The sequence below is a fragment of the Pseudoduganella namucuonensis genome (assembly GCF_900116645.1).
Taxonomy (GTDB): Bacteria; Pseudomonadota; Gammaproteobacteria; order Burkholderiales; family Burkholderiaceae_D; genus Rugamonas; species Rugamonas namucuonensis.
On record NZ_FPBO01000024.1, the window covers coordinates 38,385 to 53,334 of the forward strand.

Consider the following 14,950-nt stretch of genomic DNA (forward strand, 5'->3'; position numbering starts at 1 on the left):
GTTTCCGCAATCTCAACGCGAACCCTGGTTGGCCAGTTCCTCGGGACCGAAGTAGCTGACCGGCAGGCGCGGGATGACCTTGTACTGGGTCGGCAGCTCGTTGGCCGCCGCGTTCAGCAGGTAGGCGCCGGTCTGCACGTTGTAGGTGCCCCACATGACGTTGCCCACCACGGCCGGGATGTCCGGCGCCAGCAGCGTCAGCGTGTAGTTGCTGCGCCAGATCTGGCCCTGGGCGTCGTAGCCGTCGGTCAGGATGGCCTGCCAGGTGTCCTCGTCCAGGTAGTAGCGGCGCTTGGCCACCACGTGGCGCTTGCCGGGGGCGACCGTCGCCTCCACTTCCCACACGCGGTGCAGCTCCCAGCGCACCAGGTCCGGGTTCAGGAAGCGCGGGCCCACCAGGTCGTCGATTTTGGCGGCCGCCGCGCGGTTGTTGTTGTAGGGGATGTACATCTCCTTCTTGCCGATCAGCTTGAGCTCATGGTGGTCGATGGGGCCGAACATCATGAAGGCCTCGTCGAAGAAGCCGATGCCGGAGGTGACCGAGTCCGGCGTGTCGTAGGCCACCGACGGCGCGCGGCGCACGCGGCGCTGGCCCACCAGGTATTGCCACAGCGCGCGCGGCGAGGTGCTGTTCAAGCCGTCGTGCGCAAGGATGCCTTCGCCCGCCTTGGAGGCCGGCGCGCGCGTGATCAGGCGGCCGTACTGGTAGGCGCCCTCCATCTTCTCCAGGCTGCCCTCCTTGAAGTAGTAGGGCCGCATCAGGGTCTGCTCGGCCTCGTTGGCCAGCGAGCGCTTGCCGTCCGGCGTGACGATCCAGGTGCGGGTGGCGTAGATGGCGGTGTCGCCGACCCAGGCCAGGCGGTGGTTCCAGACCGCCTCGTAGCCGGTCTTCGGAATCGGGAAGGGGATGCCGCCGTAGGCGCCCTCGACGCCGTAGCCGCCGTCCACCGTCTTGGCGCGGGTGGCGTTCTTGAAGGTGTTCTCGTACACCCAGGACGGCGCGCCGCCGGTGCGGTGGGTGGGGTAGACGTCGAGCCGGAAGTCGGGATACTTCTTCAGCATGGCGATGGTGCCGGCCGACAGCTTGGCCGCGTACTGGTCGACGTTCTTGCCGGTGATGGCCAGCACCGGCTTCTCGGCCGCGAACGGGTCGGCGCGGGCGTCGCCCGGCTTGTAGGCGCCGGTGATCTTGGTGTAGACGCCGTCCCAGGCCGGGATGCTGCCGTCCTTGTTGCCGGCCTTCTCGGCGCCCAGCGGGGTCAGGGTGGTTTTCAGCGCGGCCGCCTCTTCAGCGGTGGCGGCCAGCGTGGCCAGGGGCAGGGATGCCAGGCATGCCAGCGCGGCGGCGCGGGCCAGTTGGTTCAGACGTGGTTGCATATTCTTGTCTCCTAGCTTTATTTAGAAAGCGCGTTTGATGTTGAGCGAGATGTAGTTGCGGTCCTTCAGCGACTGCGCGTAGCTCAGGATGGGCATGTTGGTGGCCGGATTGTTCTTCAGGAAGGTGCCGGTCGAGCCCAGGAAGCGCACGTAGCTGATGCCGAACTTCCAGTCCTGCTGGTAGCTGCCGCTGACGCCGATGTTGAAGTCGCCGCCGTGCGCGCTGCCGCCGTTGAAGTTGAAGACGGAGGACGAGCGGCCGTCGATGTTGTAGCCCAGGCCGATCGGCACCGTCAGGTCCAGCCCCGTGACCACCTGGTAGAAGGCCGGCTCGAAGATCATGCGCATGGAGGTGGCGTCGCGCGTGGTGTTCGGGTCCAGCGAACCGAGGAAGGACACGCTGGTGCGGCGGTTCCACGCCAGTTCGCCCAGCAGCGCGCCACCTTCGAACAGGCTGTTGGTGGGCAGCACGTAGATTGCGGACAGGTTGGCGTGCGCCGTGTTGCCGACCGCGTAGGCCGGGTTGCCGCCGTTGTCGGCGGGGATGCCCACGCCCCGGCGCGACAGGAAGTTCGGGGTCGGATCGCTGACCAGCGGCGTGTTGCGGCGCACCGAGAGCTCGGCCGCCACGTTGAAGCCGCCCAGCACCGTGCTGGCGCTCACGCCGTAGGTCTTGATGCCCTGCGCGTACACCGCCTGCACGGTGGCCGGGGCGCCGGGCGGGAAGGCCGGCGCGAAGCCGAGGTAGAAGTAGGGCGTTTTGTCGTGGTAGCGTGCCGCGTACAGGCCGAGCTCGATGTCGCTGCCGGCCGGCGTGAACTTGAGCTGGGCGCCGCCCTGGCCGGAATCCTTGGTCTTCATGTCGGCGATGGTGAGGAAGGCCGGGGCGCCCGAACCGTTGGGCGCGACCAGGAAGGCGGTGGAGCCGGCGCCGGCCGCGTCGTAGTTGCTCAGGTAGCTGCCCACGCCGGGAATCTGCGTGGGACGCCATTCAAGCTGGTAGTAGGCGCCCAGCGACAGATTGGGCAGCAGCTGCAGCTGGCCGGAGATCTGGTTCACGGGACGCAGGATTTCCTTGAACTGCGCGCCCGGCACGGACAGCAGCTTGACCAGGTCCACCGGGCCCTGGGCGTTGGCGATGCCGTTGGCGCCGAAGAACAGGCTCTCGCCGTATTGCAGCGTGTGGCGGCCGACGCGCACGGTGCCGGGCATCTCGCCCAGCGTGCCCTTGGCGAAGACGAAGGCGTCCAGCAGTTCGGCGTTGCGGCCGTGCAGTTCGCGGGTGGCGCTGGTGAAGCGGTTGTTCGAGCCGCCCGTCAGCACGGCGGCGTTGCTGCCGGGGGAGGCGTTGTCGTTGCTGCTGTTGTAGACGCTGTCGTACCAGGCGGCGGCGCTGACGCGCATGCCCAGGTTGCGGGTGCCGGCGTCGAACTCGGTCAGCCAGTCGACGCGGTTGGAAACCACGCCCTTGTTGCGGAAGTTCTGGTTGCCGTCGTCCAGGTTGTAGCCGGTGAAGTCGGCGGGGCCGGCCGAGGGGTAGCCGCCGGCCAGCAGGCGGCCGTCGGCGTCCTTCAGGCGGTAGGCCGCGCTGTACTTGATGGTGTTGTTCCAGCTGACCTTGACGTCGGAGCCGCCGGTGTCGAACTCGTAGGCCAGCGCCTGCTGGCAGGGCAGGGCCGCCGCGATGGCCAGTGCGAGGATGGTGGCGCGCGGTGTTGCGTGGTGCTTTTTCATAGGTCTCCCCCAGGGGTTGTAGTTATGGTGGGTCTGCTGATTGCCGCTTTGCTGCTTAAATGAAGGTCGATGCCAGCCCTCCGTCGACCGGGATGTTGACGCCGCTGATCCAGCGCGCCGCGTCCGAACACAGGAAGACGGCCACCGGCGCCACCTCGTCCGGATAGGCCGGGCGCTTCATGCGGGCCGAGTCGCGCTGCACGCGCTCCTCGCCCAGCATGGAGACGAAGTCGCCGAGGATGGCGGTGAACACGGGGCCGGGCGCGACGCAGTTCATGCGCACCGACTTTTCCAGGAACCAGGCCTGCGACTGCACGTAGGACCACACCAGCAGCGCCTCCTTGAAGTACTGGTAGCAGGTCTCGTGCGGCACCGGATGGTCGCGCAGCCAGGCGGCGCCGGCCTCGAAGCCTTGCGCCGCCGCCAGCTCCTTGTGCAGCGCCACGCGCTGCGGCCATTCGGCGCCCAGGATGGAGGCGATGTTGACGATGGAGCCGCCGGCCGGCATGCGTTCCAGCACGCGCTCGGTGAGGTGGCGCAGGCCGAGGTAATTGACGCGCGCCACCAGGTCGCCGTCGGCGGTGCCGGGCACGCCGGCCACGTTGCACAACGCGTCCACGCGGGCCGGCAGTTGCGCCACGGCGGCGTCGATGGAGGCGGTTTGTCCCAGGTCGGCCTGGATGAAGCCGTCCAGCGTCAGGCTGGGGGCGTTGCGGTCGATGCCGATCACGGTGGCGCCGCGCATGCGCGCCAGCCTGGCCGTCTCGGCGCCGATGCCGGCGCTGGCGCCGGTGATGACGATGGTTTTGTTCAGCAAGTCCATGGTGTCTCCGTTGTGGTATTTAAAATGGGTACTGCGGGGCTTCGCTCTTGATGGTCAGCCACTGCCACTGCGAGAACTCGTCCCAGTCGGCCGGGCCGCCGTGGCGGCCGCCGTTGCCGGAGCTGCCGCTGCCGCCGAAGGGCGCGTGCGCCTCGGCCAGCACGGTCTGGTCGTTGACGTGGGCGTGGCCGCAGGGCACGCGGTTGACGATGCGCAGCGCGCGCGTCACCGAGGGCGAGATCACGCCCAGCGCCAGGCAGCCCTCGGTGGCCGAGGCCAGCGCGATGGCCTCCTCGTCGGTGTCGAACACGGTGATGGAGGCGACGGGCCCGAACAGCTCCTCCTCGAAGCAGCGCATGCCGGGCCGCACGTCCGTCAGCACCGTGGGCCGGTAGAACTGGCCCTCGTGGCTGCCGCCGGCCAGCAGGGTGGCGCCGGCGGCCACCGAGTCGGTGACGATGGCGTGCAGGCGCTGCACCTGGCGCACGTTGATCAGGGGGCCCAGTGCGACGGTGCCGCTCATCGGGTCGCCCACCGGCAGCCGGCCGGCCTTTTCCAGCAGGCGGCTGGTGACCGCCTCGGCGATGCCGCGCTGGAGCAGGATGCGGCCGGCGGCCATGCAGATCTGGCCCTGGTGCAGATAGGCGCCCCAGGCCACGTTGGCGGCGGCGATGTCCGGATCGGCGTCGTCCAGGACCACCAGCGAGTTCTTGCCGCCCAGTTCCAGCGACACCTTTTTCAGCGTGCGGCCGGCCACTTCGGCAACGCGGCGGCCGATGGCGGTGGAGCCGGTGAAGGACACCATGGCGATGTCCGGATTGGCGCACAGCGCCTCGCCGGCCTCGGCGCCGCCCGGCAGCACCTGCAGCACGCCCTTGGGCAGGCCGGCCTCCTCGAACAGGCGGGCGATGATGACGCCGCCGCTGATGGGGGTTTGCAGGTCCGGCTTGTGGACCACGGCGTTGCCCACCGCGAGCGCCGGCGCGATCGAGCGGATCGACAGGATCAGCGGGAAGTTGAACGGCGAGATCACGCCCACCACGCCGTGCGGCACGCGGCGGGCGATGCTGAACTGGTCCTCCTGCGACGCCAGCAGCTGGCCCTTGGGCTGGGTCAGCATGGCGGCCGCCTCGTGCAGGTGGGCCAGGGCCTCGCGCAGCTCCACCTGGGCCTTGGGCATGATGCCGCCGGTCTCGCGGGCGATCCAGGTGGCCAGCGCCTCCTGGTGCTGTTCCAGCAGGGCGGCGGCCTTGCGGAAGACCTGGGCGCGCTGCTTGTAGTCGGTGGCGGCCCAGGCGCGCTGGGCGGCGCGGGCGGCGCCGGCGGCGCGCGCCACGTCGGCGGCGTTGGCCGCGCCGCAGCGGCCCAGCAGCTCGCCGGTGGCCGGTTCGACGATGGCGTGGCTGCCGCCGTCGGCGGCGATCCAGTCGCCGTTGAAGATGCGTTCTTGCCAGATGGCGTCGTGCAGGAAGGGTGGGGTGTCGCTTGCGCCCATGTCGGTCTCCGTTGGCGTTGATGTTTTTGTTGCGTGCCAGCTACTCATATCAAGTTCCATGCCAGAGCCGGCGCTGGCGCCCCATGCTGCTATGCGATACCCTGCTAAATGCTTATATTTAATAACTAATTTGGACGGAAACGGCCGCGATGCTGCGGCGCGGCAACGATGGCGGTGGCGGAATAATTTGATCAAATGGTGAAGCCGCGCCGTTGCCACTGTATGATTTGATGAGGCAGTCCATAAACCAGGAAGACGCATGAAGAAAAAGCAGCACGTTTCGCTGGCCGAGATGGCCCGTTCCACCGGCAAGATGCTGGCGCGCGGCGACAGCGACCACCTGAACGAGGGCGCGGCGCCCACGCTGGAGGACCTGGCCCAGAGCCTGCATTTCTCGCCGGGCGACGGCCGCATCTGGCTCAACGGCCACCGCATGCAGCTGATGCACACGGCGTCGCTGGGCGACCTGCGGCGGGAGATGGTGTCCAACCTCGGACTGGAGAAGGCGCGCGGCCTGTTGACGCGGGTGGGCTACTCGGCCGGCATGCGCGACGCCCAGCTGCTGCGCGAGCGCTGGCCGGACGCCGACCACCTGACGCTGTTCGCCGCCGGGCCGCGCATGCACGCGTTGGAGGGCGCGGTGAAGGTGGAGCCGGTGCACTTCGAGTTCGACGTCGACCGCGGCACCTACCACGGCGAATTCCTGTGGCATCACTCCAGCGAGGACGAGATGCACATCGCCCATTTCGGCATCGGCACCGAGCCGGCCTGCTGGACGCAGACCGGCTACGCCATCGGCTACACCAGCGCGCTGGTGGGGCGGCTGATCGTGTACCGCGAGGTGGAGTGCATGTCCATGGGCCACCGCCAGTGCCGGCTGATCGGCAAGCCGGCCGACGAATGGGACGACGTCGAGGACGACCTGAGCTACCTGAACGCGGAGGCCTTCGTCGGCGCCGGCGCCTTCGGCGCGCGCAGGCCCGCCAGTTCGCGGGACACGGCGGTGGTGTTCCCGGCCGCCGCCGGGGCGGGTCGGGACAAGGAAATGGTGGGCGTGTCGTCCGCCTTCAACGCCGCCTGCCACATGCTGCGGCGGGTGGCGCCGACCGAGGCCACGGTGCTGTTCACCGGCGAATCCGGCGTGGGCAAGGAGGTGTTCGCGTCCATGCTGCATCGGATCAGCGCGCGCGCCCAGCAGTCCTTCATCGCCGTCAACTGCGCCGCCATTCCGGAGACGCTGATCGAGTCCGAGCTGTTCGGCGTGGAGCGCGGCGCCTACACCGGGGCCACGGATTCGCGGCCCGGCCGCTTCGAACGCGCCTCCGGCGGCACGCTGTTCCTGGACGAGATAGGCACGCTCAGCCTGGTCGCGCAGGGCAAGCTGCTGCGCGCGCTGCAGGAGGGCGAGATCGAGCGCGTGGGCGGCACGCGCAGCCTGCGCGTCAACGTGCGGGTGGTGGCGGCCACCAACGTCAACCTGCGCGAGGAGGTGCGCCAGGGGCGCTTCCGCGAGGACCTGTTCTTCCGCCTGAACGTGTTCCCCATCCACCTGCCGCCGCTGCGCGACCGGCGCGACGACATCCCTTTGCTGATGAGTTATTTCCTGCGCCACTACAGCGACAAGCACAAGCGCCGCGTGACGGGCTTCACGGCGCGGGCGGCGGACGCGATGCTGCGCTATCCCTTCCCCGGCAATATCCGCGAGCTGCAAAACCTGGTCGAGCGGGGCACCATCTACGCCGACGAGGACGGCCCCATCGACCTGCCGCACCTGTTCACCAGCGGCGAGCAGACCGACCCCTCGTACTTCTCGCTGTCGGTGACGGGGCGCTTGCAGCAGGCGGCGGAGCCGGGTCCGGTCGCGGCGGGCGCCGCCGCCGCGGGCGGGGAGGAAGGCGGCCAGCGCTTGCTGGCCATGCTGCCCGGCATGCTGAACAATCGGGGTGGCGCCTGGTCGCTGGACCAGCTGGAGCACACGCTGATCGAGGCGGCCTGCGCCCAGGCCGGCGGCAACCTGTCGGCGGCGGCGCGCGCGCTGGGGCTGACCCGGCCGCAGCTGGCCTACCGGCTGAAGAAGCGCCAGGAGCAGGCGGCCGGGCCGGTTAGTCGAGGTGCTGAACGTCCAGGTACACCAGCGTCTGATTGAGCAACTGGTAGCCGATCTCGCCGAACGTTGCCGGCCCGCGCAGGTCGCCCGTCTTTCGCCCGCGCAGTTCGCCGTACAGGTAGTTCAGGATGCAATTGCAGGCGAACTGCGCCTTGCCATGGCCGCTGGTCGCCAGCGCGTCGAACTCCCGCACGTAGTCGCCCACCGGCGCCGCCTGGCGGTATTCGATGCCGGCGAACACGGGCGCGTAGAAGCGCACGGTCTTGGCGTCCCGGTCGATCTCCCGGTAGGAGGTGTTGATGTGGGCGCCATGGTAGTCCGCCACCAGCGGATGCCGGGTGTTGATCCGGCGCTCGGCCAGGTAGTCGGCGAACAGCGCGGGCTGGCCGTTGACGTGGCAGGCGGTGGCGCTGAAACCGTCCTCGGGGAAGGTGATGACGTCGGCGGCGGGGTCGGGCCGGAACAGGTTGAGGATGTGGATGGTGGCGCTCAGGGACGGCGGCAGCGGCACGTGCAGCGCGACGGCCACCTCCGCCAGCAGTTCGCCGGTCCGGCCATCGCACGCCTTGGGCGCGATCTCGCCGAGCTCCGACAGGTGCGTGCCGGCGACCCAGCCGATGACGGGCTTGAGGAACATCTGTTCGTAGTCGCGCGCATGGTTGGCGAATTCGGCGTGGATGGCGCTCATCGCCGGCAGGATCAGGATGGTGTAGCCGTTCTCCGGCGCGTCGATGGCGATGCGATGGATGGTGTCCGTGGTGTAGCGGCGGATGTCGACGGTGGCGGCGTTGGCCGTGGTCAGTTCGGTGACGAAGACGCGGTCGCGCGACTCCGTGCCGCCGTCCCCGGCGATGAAATAGGGGATGGTGCCGGCGATCCAGTGTCCCGCCGGCAGTTGCGCCAGCAGGGCTTCGTCGCCGGCCAGCGACAGCACTTTGCCGGCCCGTATCAGGGCGGCCGTTTGGTCGAGGTCGAGCAGTGTGTGGTTGTTCATGGCGCTTCCCTTATTTCGAAATGATGGCGATTTCCCGGGCGAGCAGACGCTCGTACTTGACAAAGAAGCCGTGGATTTCCTCGGCGGTCTTTTCCAGCTCGCCCGGCGGCTGGGGCTTGGAGAAGCGCGAGATGGAGCGGGTCAGGAACATTTGCAGGCCGAAATTGTCGGTCGCCAGGGCGAGCTTCCCGGTCGCCAGTTCCTTCCATTTCCTGTGGTTTTTGTCGAGCATGGCTGGTCTCTTTGTCGTGGTTGTGGGGGGGCGGGGCCGAAGGCCGGGCCCGCCGTGACGGCCGCCGCGTTCGCGCTTGCGGGCCATCGACGGTGATTCTGGGCAACATGATCGGGAATTTGTTTGATCTTGATCAAATTCGGCGGCTTCCGGCGATGCCGCTGGCCGAATGCGGGACGATTTGATCTGCGTCAAATTTTTTCTTGTCGTACGGAACTATGCTGCCGGTTGTCATCGAAGACGGAACAAGGGGGACGGGGCATATGGATACCGGCGATACAAGGCGGGACATCATCGCGCAGGCGCACCGGCGCTGCGCCGACATGGGCTTGCACCACGACGGGCCGCCGGCGCGGGCGGCGTTGCCCGAGGCCGGGCTGGCCAGGCTGATGGAGCGCAACGGCGCCTGGTGCAGGTTGGCGGCGCCGCTGATGGAGGCGCTGTACGCCCAGATCGCGGAGAGCCGCCACATGGTGGTGTTGACCGACGCGGACGGCGTGGTCCTGCATGCGCTGGGCGATCCGGCGTGGCTGGGGTCGGCGGCGCCGGAGGCGATGCGGCCGGGCACCGCCTGGTCCGAGGCCAGCATGGGCGCCAATGCGATCGGCACGGCGCTCGCGAGCAAGGCGCCGGTGCAGGTCCATGGCGAGGAGCATTTCCTGCGCGCCCACCGTTCCCTCAGCAGCGCGGCGGCGCCGATCTTCGACGCCGAGGGGCAGGTCATCGGCGCCCTCGACGTGGCCGGCGCGCAGTGCGCCGGTGGCCATCCGCACACCATGGCCCTGGTGCGGATGACGGCGCAGGAGATAGAGAACCGCCTGTTCGCCCAGGCCTGCGGCAACGCCGCCATGGTGCAGTTTCACGCCTGCGCCGAACTGGTGGGCACGGCCGCGGGCGGCTGCGCGGCGTTCTCGCCGGGCGGACGCGTGCTGTACGTCAACCGCGGCGGCGTGAGCCAGTGCGGCATGCCGCTGCCGCGGCTGCGCGCGCATACGCTGGTTTCCCTGCTGGGCCTGGATCCGGCGGCGCTGGCTCCGGGCGCCGCGGACGGCCCGCTGGCACTGGTCCTGCCCGATGGCCGGCGCCTGCATGGCCGCGTCGTGCGCCGGAGCGGGGCCTGGCCGGGCGGGGAGGGCGGCCAGGCGGGCGGCGGGACCGGGGGCGCGGGCAGGTCCGCACCCGCGGGCGCTCGCCCCGCCGGCGGCCTGCGCGCGCTGGACACCGGCGACCGCCAGCTGGCGCAGGCGATCGCCGCCGTCGGCAAGGTGCTGGGGCGCGGCATTCCCATCATGATCCTGGGCGAGACCGGCACCGGCAAGGAGTGGCTGGCGCAGGCCATCCATCACGACGGGCAGCGGGCGGCGGGGCCGCTGGTGGTGGTCAATTGCGCCGCGATACCGGAGTCGCTGATCGAGTCCGAACTGTTCGGCTACGAGGACGGCGCGTTCACCGGCGCGCGCAAGAAGGGCGCGGTGGGCAGGATCGCGCAAGCCCATGGCGGCACGCTGTTTCTGGACGAGATCGGCGACATGCCGCCCGGCCTGCAGGCCAGGCTGCTGCGGGTGCTGCAGGAGCGCAGCGTCACACCGCTGGGCGGCGGCCGCGCCGTCCCGGTCGACATCGACCTGGTCTGCGCCACCCACCGCAGCCTGCGCGGCTTGATCGCCGAGGGCGGCTTCCGCGAGGATTTGTACTACCGCCTGAACGGCCTGGTGGTCAAGCTGCCGCCGCTGCGCGAGCGCGGCGACCTGCGGGCCGTGGTGGCGCGCGTGCTGGCGGGACTGCCCGGGGGCGGCCGCTGCGCCGTGTCGGACGAGGTCATGCGGCTGTTCGAGAGTCACCGCTGGCCGGGCAATCTGCGCCAGTTGCACAGCGTGCTGCGCACGGCGGTGGCGCTGTCCGGCGCGGACGAGGCGTGCGAGCCCGAGATATCCCTGTGCCACCTGCCGTCCGACTTCCTGGAGGAGGACGCGCCGCGGGGCCCCGCTCCGGGGCCGCATTGCGCGGGCAGCCTGGAAACCGAGGCGCTGGAGGTGATACGGCGCGCGCTGGAACGCTGCGGCGGCAACGTGTCCGCCGCCGCCAAGGCGCTGGGTATCTCGCGCAACACCATTTACCGCAAGATGGCCGGCGCGCCCGCGCTGCCCTGAGGCCTGCTACAATCGGCCGCACGGCCTGTCCATCCGCTTGCCGTGCGAAGGCTTCGAAGGGAACGACCATGACCAGCTCCATTCAAGGCGGCGCCAATGCGCACCGCCGGTTCGCGCACCACGTCACCGGGCTGGCCAGATGCCTGGTGCCCGCTTCCGGCTGGATCTTCTACCGCGTGCGCGACGCCCGCATCGACGACCTGCTGCTGGTGGACGAGCGCGCGGACCGTTTCGACGCGTATTTCCAGGACTTCCAGCAGCTCGACCCCTTGTCGCCGCAAGCCTGCCTGCCGCGCGACGCGGTGGCCAGCCTGGGCCAGCGCCTGACCCCGGCGCTGGCCGCGCATGCCCGCTATTACAGCGATTTCATGCAGCCCTACCGCCTGTGCGACGCGGTGGAGCTGTACATCCCGGCGCCCTCGGGCGAATGTTTCGGCCTGTCCGTGTTGCGCGACGCGGGCATGCCGGCGTTCGGCGCGGCGGAGGTGGCGTCGCTGGCGGCCTTGCAGCGGCTGGCGGCGATGGCCGCGGACACGCTGGGACCGGGCGATGTTTCCAGGCCTCCCGCCACGCGCGCCAGCCTGCTGCGGCTCTATCCGGAGTTGACGGAGCGGGAGCTGGACGTGGCCCACGCGGTCAGCCGCGGCATGGGCAACAAGGAGATTTGCCGGGAGGAGGGGATGGCCTTGTCGACCGTGAAGACGCATCTGCAAAACATCTTCCGCAAGACCGGCCTGCGCAGCCGCACCGAATTGGCCGGCGGCGTGGAGGGGCGGCGGTCCGGCCCCTAGCTCCGCTCAGGCGGGCGGCGGCGAGCCCGCCTCGGGCAGCGTGGCGCCGCCCGGGCGTCCCAGGCGGCCCACCGGCACCGCGCGGCGAAGCCCCGCCTCACGCCGCCCCCCCGTCGCCGCAGCGGCCGAAGGCCAGCGTGGGCACGTCCACGATGGTGGCGCCGCCATCGGCGGTGAGCACCGCGCCGGTGATGATGGAGGCCTGTTCGGACGCCAGGAACAGGCAGACCTCGGCGATCTCCCCGGGCGTGGCGGCGCGCCGCAGCGGCACGTCGGCGGTCACGCGGCGGTAGGCCTGCTCCAGGTCCAGGCCGTGCCGCGCCATCAGTTCGGCCATTTCCTCGTCCGCCATCGGCGTGCGCACCCAGCCCGGGCAGACGGTGTTGGCGCGCACGCCGCGCGGGCCGTAGTCGCGCGCGATGGAGCGCGCCAGGCCGATCATCGCGTGCTTGAAGGTGGTGTAGCCGCACACCTCCGGGCCGGCCGCCAGCCCGGCGATGGAGGACAGGAACACCAGGCTGCCGCGGCTTTCCACCAGCGCCGGCAGGCAGGCGCGCGCGCTGACGAAGGCGGTGCCCAGGTTGGCCTGGAAGGACGCCTGCCAGTCGGCGTCCGAGACGTCGGCCACGGCGCCGCCGCCGAAGCCGCCGGCGTTGGCGATCAGGCCGTCCAGGCGGCCCCACTCGGCCAGCACCCGCGCCACGGCGGCGTCCATCCGCGCGCCGTCGGCGGCGTCGGCCTCGATGGCGATGCCGCCGGCCGCCTCGGCCACCGCCGAGATCAGGCCGGCGCGCCGGCCCAGCACCGCCACCTTCGCGCCCTCGCCGGCCAGCCGCGCCACGCAGGCCGCGCCGATGCCGGTGCCGCCGCCGGTGACGATGAACACCTTGTCCGCGAAGCGCCTCATGCCGGAGCGCGTTCGGTGGTGTTCAGGACGCGGCAGTGGGCGCCCACCGGGAAGTTGCGCACCGCCGCGTAATCGTCGCCCTCGTAGCCGAAGATCTTGCCGGTGGTTTTCATGCGCTTCAGGTCCACCATGATCAGGCCCAGCGTGGGGATGGTCTTCTCGCGCCAGACGAACAGGTACAGTTCGTCGCCGATGTGGAGGTAGTCGCAGGCGTCGGTGTCGGTCAGTCCCCGCTCGGAGCCCAGCAGGCAGTGCCAGGTGTAGAAGCGCTCGTTGAGGTAGATGTGCTCGTACACCTCGTGCGGGCTGTAGGTGTATTGCACGCGCTTGCCGATCAGCGCGCCGGTGGCTTGGTGCGCCGGCGTCTCCGGCGTGCATGGCGCGCCGATGGCGCCGTGGTTGAAGTCGGCGCCCACCGGCGTCAGTTCCAGGCCCTCGGCCACGCGGCGCGACAGCGGCTTGGCCGCGTCCTCGCGGGTGGGCAACCGGCCTGTCACCGCCGTGAAGATGCCACGCTCCAGGTCCAGCACCAGGCTGACCGTGGTGGCGCGCTCGCCGCGCTTGGCGAAGTCGACGAAGTAGACGCCGTCGCGCAGGCTGGTGGCCTGGTAGTTCTCGGTTTGCGCGGCGCCGCGTTCGCCGCCTTGCAGCACCGTCCAGCGCAGCTCCGTGGCCGAGACGAAGTGGTGTTCGATCGCCGCGCCGTCGGCGAAGTGCAGCGTCAGGCGGCGCCCCAGCAGCGCGGCGCTGGCTTCCAGGCAGTGGTTGTCGGGGGCGAAGGCGTCGCCCAAGGCGCCCACTGATATCCATTCGGTCTTGCTGTTCATGCGGTTTCTCCAGTTGATAGGGGGGGTAGGGTAAGCAGTGGCTGTGGACGGAACAGGGGGCGCTTCATCACGAAGCGTACCCAGAACGCGGACAGCAGGCCGGTCGCGCCCAGCACGCAGCCGGTGATCAGGTACACGGTGCGCGACAGTTCGGGAGCGGGAGAGTTGTTCAGCGCGGCGTAGGCCATGCCAGCGATGCCGAGCAGCTGCACCAGCGGGAAGAAGGGCGAGCGCGAGGGCCGCGGCAGGTCCGGGTAGCGCAGCCGCAGCGCGATCACGTCGATGTGGGCGACGATGTAGGCCAGCAGCCAGGCGGTGGACGCCGACACCACCAGGATGGTGATGGTCTCGGGGCGGTTGCCCAGCGCGAGCAGGGGCACCGCCGACAGCGCGGCCAGGAACACGATGGCGGCCCACGGCGTGCCGTAGCGCGGATGGCGCCACGCCAGGAAGGCGAAGGCCTGGCCGTTTTGCGCCATGCCGCACAGCATGCGCGACACGCCGCCCAGCACCGCGTTGACCAGGCCGGTGGTGGCGCCGATGGCGGTCAGCGCGATCAGCACGGTGCCGGCGCGCCCGAACACGGCGGCGGCGTAGGCGAGGTGGGGGAAGCGGCTGGCGGCCAGCGTGGCCGTGTCCAGCAGGCGGTGCGCGCCGAGGGCGTAGAGGGCCGTCATGAGCGCCAGCATGCACAGCGCGATCGCCATGGCGCGCGGGATGTCGCGTTCCGGCCGCCGGGTCTCCTCGATCAGCGGGCAGACGAATTCGGCGCCGACAAAACACCAGACGAACAGCGCGATCAGGCCGGCCGCGGCGGTGCCGCCGGCGACGGCGAGGGCGGGAGGCGCCACGGCCGCCAAGGCGGCGACGGCCGCCAAGGCGGCGACGGCCGCCGCGTCCATCGTTGCGGGCTGCGCGACGCACAGCGCGATGGCGCCGGTGCCGGCCACCGCCGCGATCTTCATGACGGTGGTGGCGTTTTGCAGCAGGGCGAATACATCGGTGCCGAGCACGTTGAGCACCGTCAGCAGCGCCAGCAATCCGAGGCCCAGCGCGTGGGGCGGCAGGTCCAGCCCCAGCACCTCGCGCAGCACGTTGTCGAACACCAGCAGCTCGGCGGGCAGGCCGAACAGGTTGACCACCACGTAGCCGGAGAAGGTCGCCACCAGCGCCGGGAACTGGCCGATGGCGACCTCGGTGTAAGTGCTCAAGCCGCCCGCCGACGGCATCATCAGCGCCAGTTCGGAGAACGAGGAGACATAGCTCAGCGCCAGCAGGAAGGCGGCCGCGAAGGCGCCCGCCACCAGCAGCGGCGGCACGCCGCGGGCGTAGGCCGTGGCCTGCAGCAGCGACACCAGCGCCACCTGCGAAATCGCGATGCCGATGATGATGCCCACCAGCGTGCGCATGCCCAGCACGCGCGGCGGTGGCTTCCCGTTCAATACATTATCCATGGCGCTCCCCGTCGTTGTCGTCTGCTTGTTGTCGTCCGCTTGTTGTGGTCCGCTTTCAT

12 protein-coding genes are annotated in these 14,950 nt (G+C 70.1%); 3 read left to right on the forward strand and 9 right to left on the reverse strand.

From position 1 onward, the window contains the following. Positions 1 to 12 precede the first annotated feature (12 nt). Genes BM436_RS22660 through BM436_RS22675 form a run of 4 tightly spaced genes read right to left on the reverse strand, consistent with a single transcriptional unit; the run spans position 13 to position 5,429 of the window. Positions 13 to 1,377 (reverse strand): DUF1329 domain-containing protein, encoded by a 1,365-nt coding sequence (locus BM436_RS22660; protein WP_093557809.1) that lies wholly within the window; start codon positions 1,375 to 1,377, stop codon positions 13 to 15. Positions 1,378 to 1,398: 21 nt separating this feature from the next. After that, complete coding sequence (locus BM436_RS22665; protein ID WP_093557810.1) at positions 1,399 to 3,111, reverse strand: DUF1302 domain-containing protein; 1,713 nt, start codon at positions 3,109 to 3,111, stop codon at positions 1,399 to 1,401. Between the two features lie 55 nt (positions 3,112 to 3,166). Continuing rightward, positions 3,167 to 3,934, reverse strand: a complete 768-nt coding sequence (locus BM436_RS22670; protein ID WP_093557811.1) for a coniferyl-alcohol dehydrogenase — start codon at positions 3,932 to 3,934, stop codon at positions 3,167 to 3,169. Positions 3,935 to 3,953: 19 nt separating this feature from the next. Continuing rightward, entirely contained in the window at positions 3,954 to 5,429 is a 1,476-nt protein-coding gene (locus tag BM436_RS22675; RefSeq protein ID WP_093557812.1) for an aldehyde dehydrogenase family protein, read from the reverse strand. Between the two features lie 259 nt (positions 5,430 to 5,688). Between BM436_RS22675 and BM436_RS22680 the strand changes: the two genes are divergently transcribed. Further along, entirely contained in the window at positions 5,689 to 7,575 is a 1,887-nt protein-coding gene (locus tag BM436_RS22680; RefSeq protein WP_093557813.1) for a sigma-54-dependent Fis family transcriptional regulator, read from the forward strand. On the opposite strand, the gene BM436_RS22685 is transcribed toward BM436_RS22680, so the two are convergent. Both BM436_RS22685 and BM436_RS22690 read right to left on the reverse strand, forming a co-directional pair. Then, positions 7,532 to 8,530, reverse strand: coding sequence for a DUF6976 family protein (locus BM436_RS22685; RefSeq protein ID WP_093557814.1), 999 nt, complete (start codon positions 8,528 to 8,530; stop codon positions 7,532 to 7,534). The two genes, BM436_RS22680 and BM436_RS22685, sit on opposite strands and share 44 nt — an antisense overlap. 10 nt (positions 8,531 to 8,540) lie before the next feature. Further along, positions 8,541 to 8,762: a hypothetical protein gene (locus tag BM436_RS22690; protein WP_093557815.1), complete on the reverse strand. Its 222-nt coding sequence runs from the start codon at positions 8,760 to 8,762 to the stop codon at positions 8,541 to 8,543. A gap of 263 nt (positions 8,763 to 9,025) precedes the next feature. Here BM436_RS22690 and BM436_RS22695 point away from each other — a divergent pair, with 263 nt between their 5' ends. Then, positions 9,026 to 10,912 carry a sigma-54-dependent Fis family transcriptional regulator gene (locus tag BM436_RS22695; RefSeq protein WP_229490623.1) on the forward strand — a complete coding sequence of 629 codons (1,887 nt, stop codon included), beginning with the start codon at positions 9,026 to 9,028 and terminating at the stop codon, positions 10,910 to 10,912. 68 nt (positions 10,913 to 10,980) lie between these two features. Continuing rightward, entirely contained in the window at positions 10,981 to 11,703 is a 723-nt protein-coding gene (locus BM436_RS22700; protein WP_093557816.1) for a helix-turn-helix transcriptional regulator, read from the forward strand. 97 nt (positions 11,704 to 11,800) lie between these two features. On the opposite strand, the gene BM436_RS22705 is transcribed toward BM436_RS22700, so the two are convergent. From BM436_RS22705 to BM436_RS22715, 3 genes are read right to left on the reverse strand one after another with little or no spacing between them, the layout of a single operon-like run. Continuing rightward, a complete protein-coding gene (locus BM436_RS22705) occupies positions 11,801 to 12,610 on the reverse strand; it encodes an SDR family NAD(P)-dependent oxidoreductase (protein ID WP_093557817.1) in 810 nt (269 codons plus the stop codon). Further along, the gene (locus BM436_RS22710) at positions 12,607 to 13,437 is read right to left on the reverse strand and encodes a molybdenum cofactor biosynthesis F family protein (protein ID WP_093557818.1); all 831 of its coding nucleotides are present in this window, start codon (positions 13,435 to 13,437) and stop codon (positions 12,607 to 12,609) included. The genes BM436_RS22705 and BM436_RS22710 overlap by 4 nt, the downstream gene beginning before the upstream one ends. Further along, complete coding sequence (locus BM436_RS22715; protein WP_093557819.1) at positions 13,434 to 14,891, reverse strand: APC family permease; 1,458 nt, start codon at positions 14,889 to 14,891, stop codon at positions 13,434 to 13,436. The genes BM436_RS22710 and BM436_RS22715 overlap by 4 nt, the downstream gene beginning before the upstream one ends. Between the last annotated feature and the right edge of the window lie 59 nt (positions 14,892 to 14,950).

Coding starts and splice junctions, on each gene's coding strand:
- BM436_RS22695 (WP_229490623.1), top strand. CDS start 9,026: ATGGATACCGGCGATACAAGGCGGGACATCATCGCGCAGGCGCACCGG.
- BM436_RS22665 (WP_093557810.1), bottom strand. CDS start 3,111: ATGAAAAAGCACCACGCAACACCGCGCGCCACCATCCTCGCACTGGCC.
- BM436_RS22675 (WP_093557812.1), bottom strand. CDS start 5,429: ATGGGCGCAAGCGACACCCCACCCTTCCTGCACGACGCCATCTGGCAA.
- BM436_RS22670 (WP_093557811.1), bottom strand. CDS start 3,934: ATGGACTTGCTGAACAAAACCATCGTCATCACCGGCGCCAGCGCCGGC.
- BM436_RS22715 (WP_093557819.1), bottom strand. CDS start 14,891: ATGGATAATGTATTGAACGGGAAGCCACCGCCGCGCGTGCTGGGCATG.
- BM436_RS22710 (WP_093557818.1), bottom strand. CDS start 13,437: ATGAACAGCAAGACCGAATGGATATCAGTGGGCGCCTTGGGCGACGCC.
- BM436_RS22680 (WP_093557813.1), top strand. CDS start 5,689: ATGAAGAAAAAGCAGCACGTTTCGCTGGCCGAGATGGCCCGTTCCACC.
- BM436_RS22660 (WP_093557809.1), bottom strand. CDS start 1,377: ATGCAACCACGTCTGAACCAACTGGCCCGCGCCGCCGCGCTGGCATGC.
- BM436_RS22700 (WP_093557816.1), top strand. CDS start 10,981: ATGACCAGCTCCATTCAAGGCGGCGCCAATGCGCACCGCCGGTTCGCG.
- BM436_RS22705 (WP_093557817.1), bottom strand. CDS start 12,610: ATGAGGCGCTTCGCGGACAAGGTGTTCATCGTCACCGGCGGCGGCACC.
- BM436_RS22690 (WP_093557815.1), bottom strand. CDS start 8,762: ATGCTCGACAAAAACCACAGGAAATGGAAGGAACTGGCGACCGGGAAG.
- BM436_RS22685 (WP_093557814.1), bottom strand. CDS start 8,530: ATGAACAACCACACACTGCTCGACCTCGACCAAACGGCCGCCCTGATA.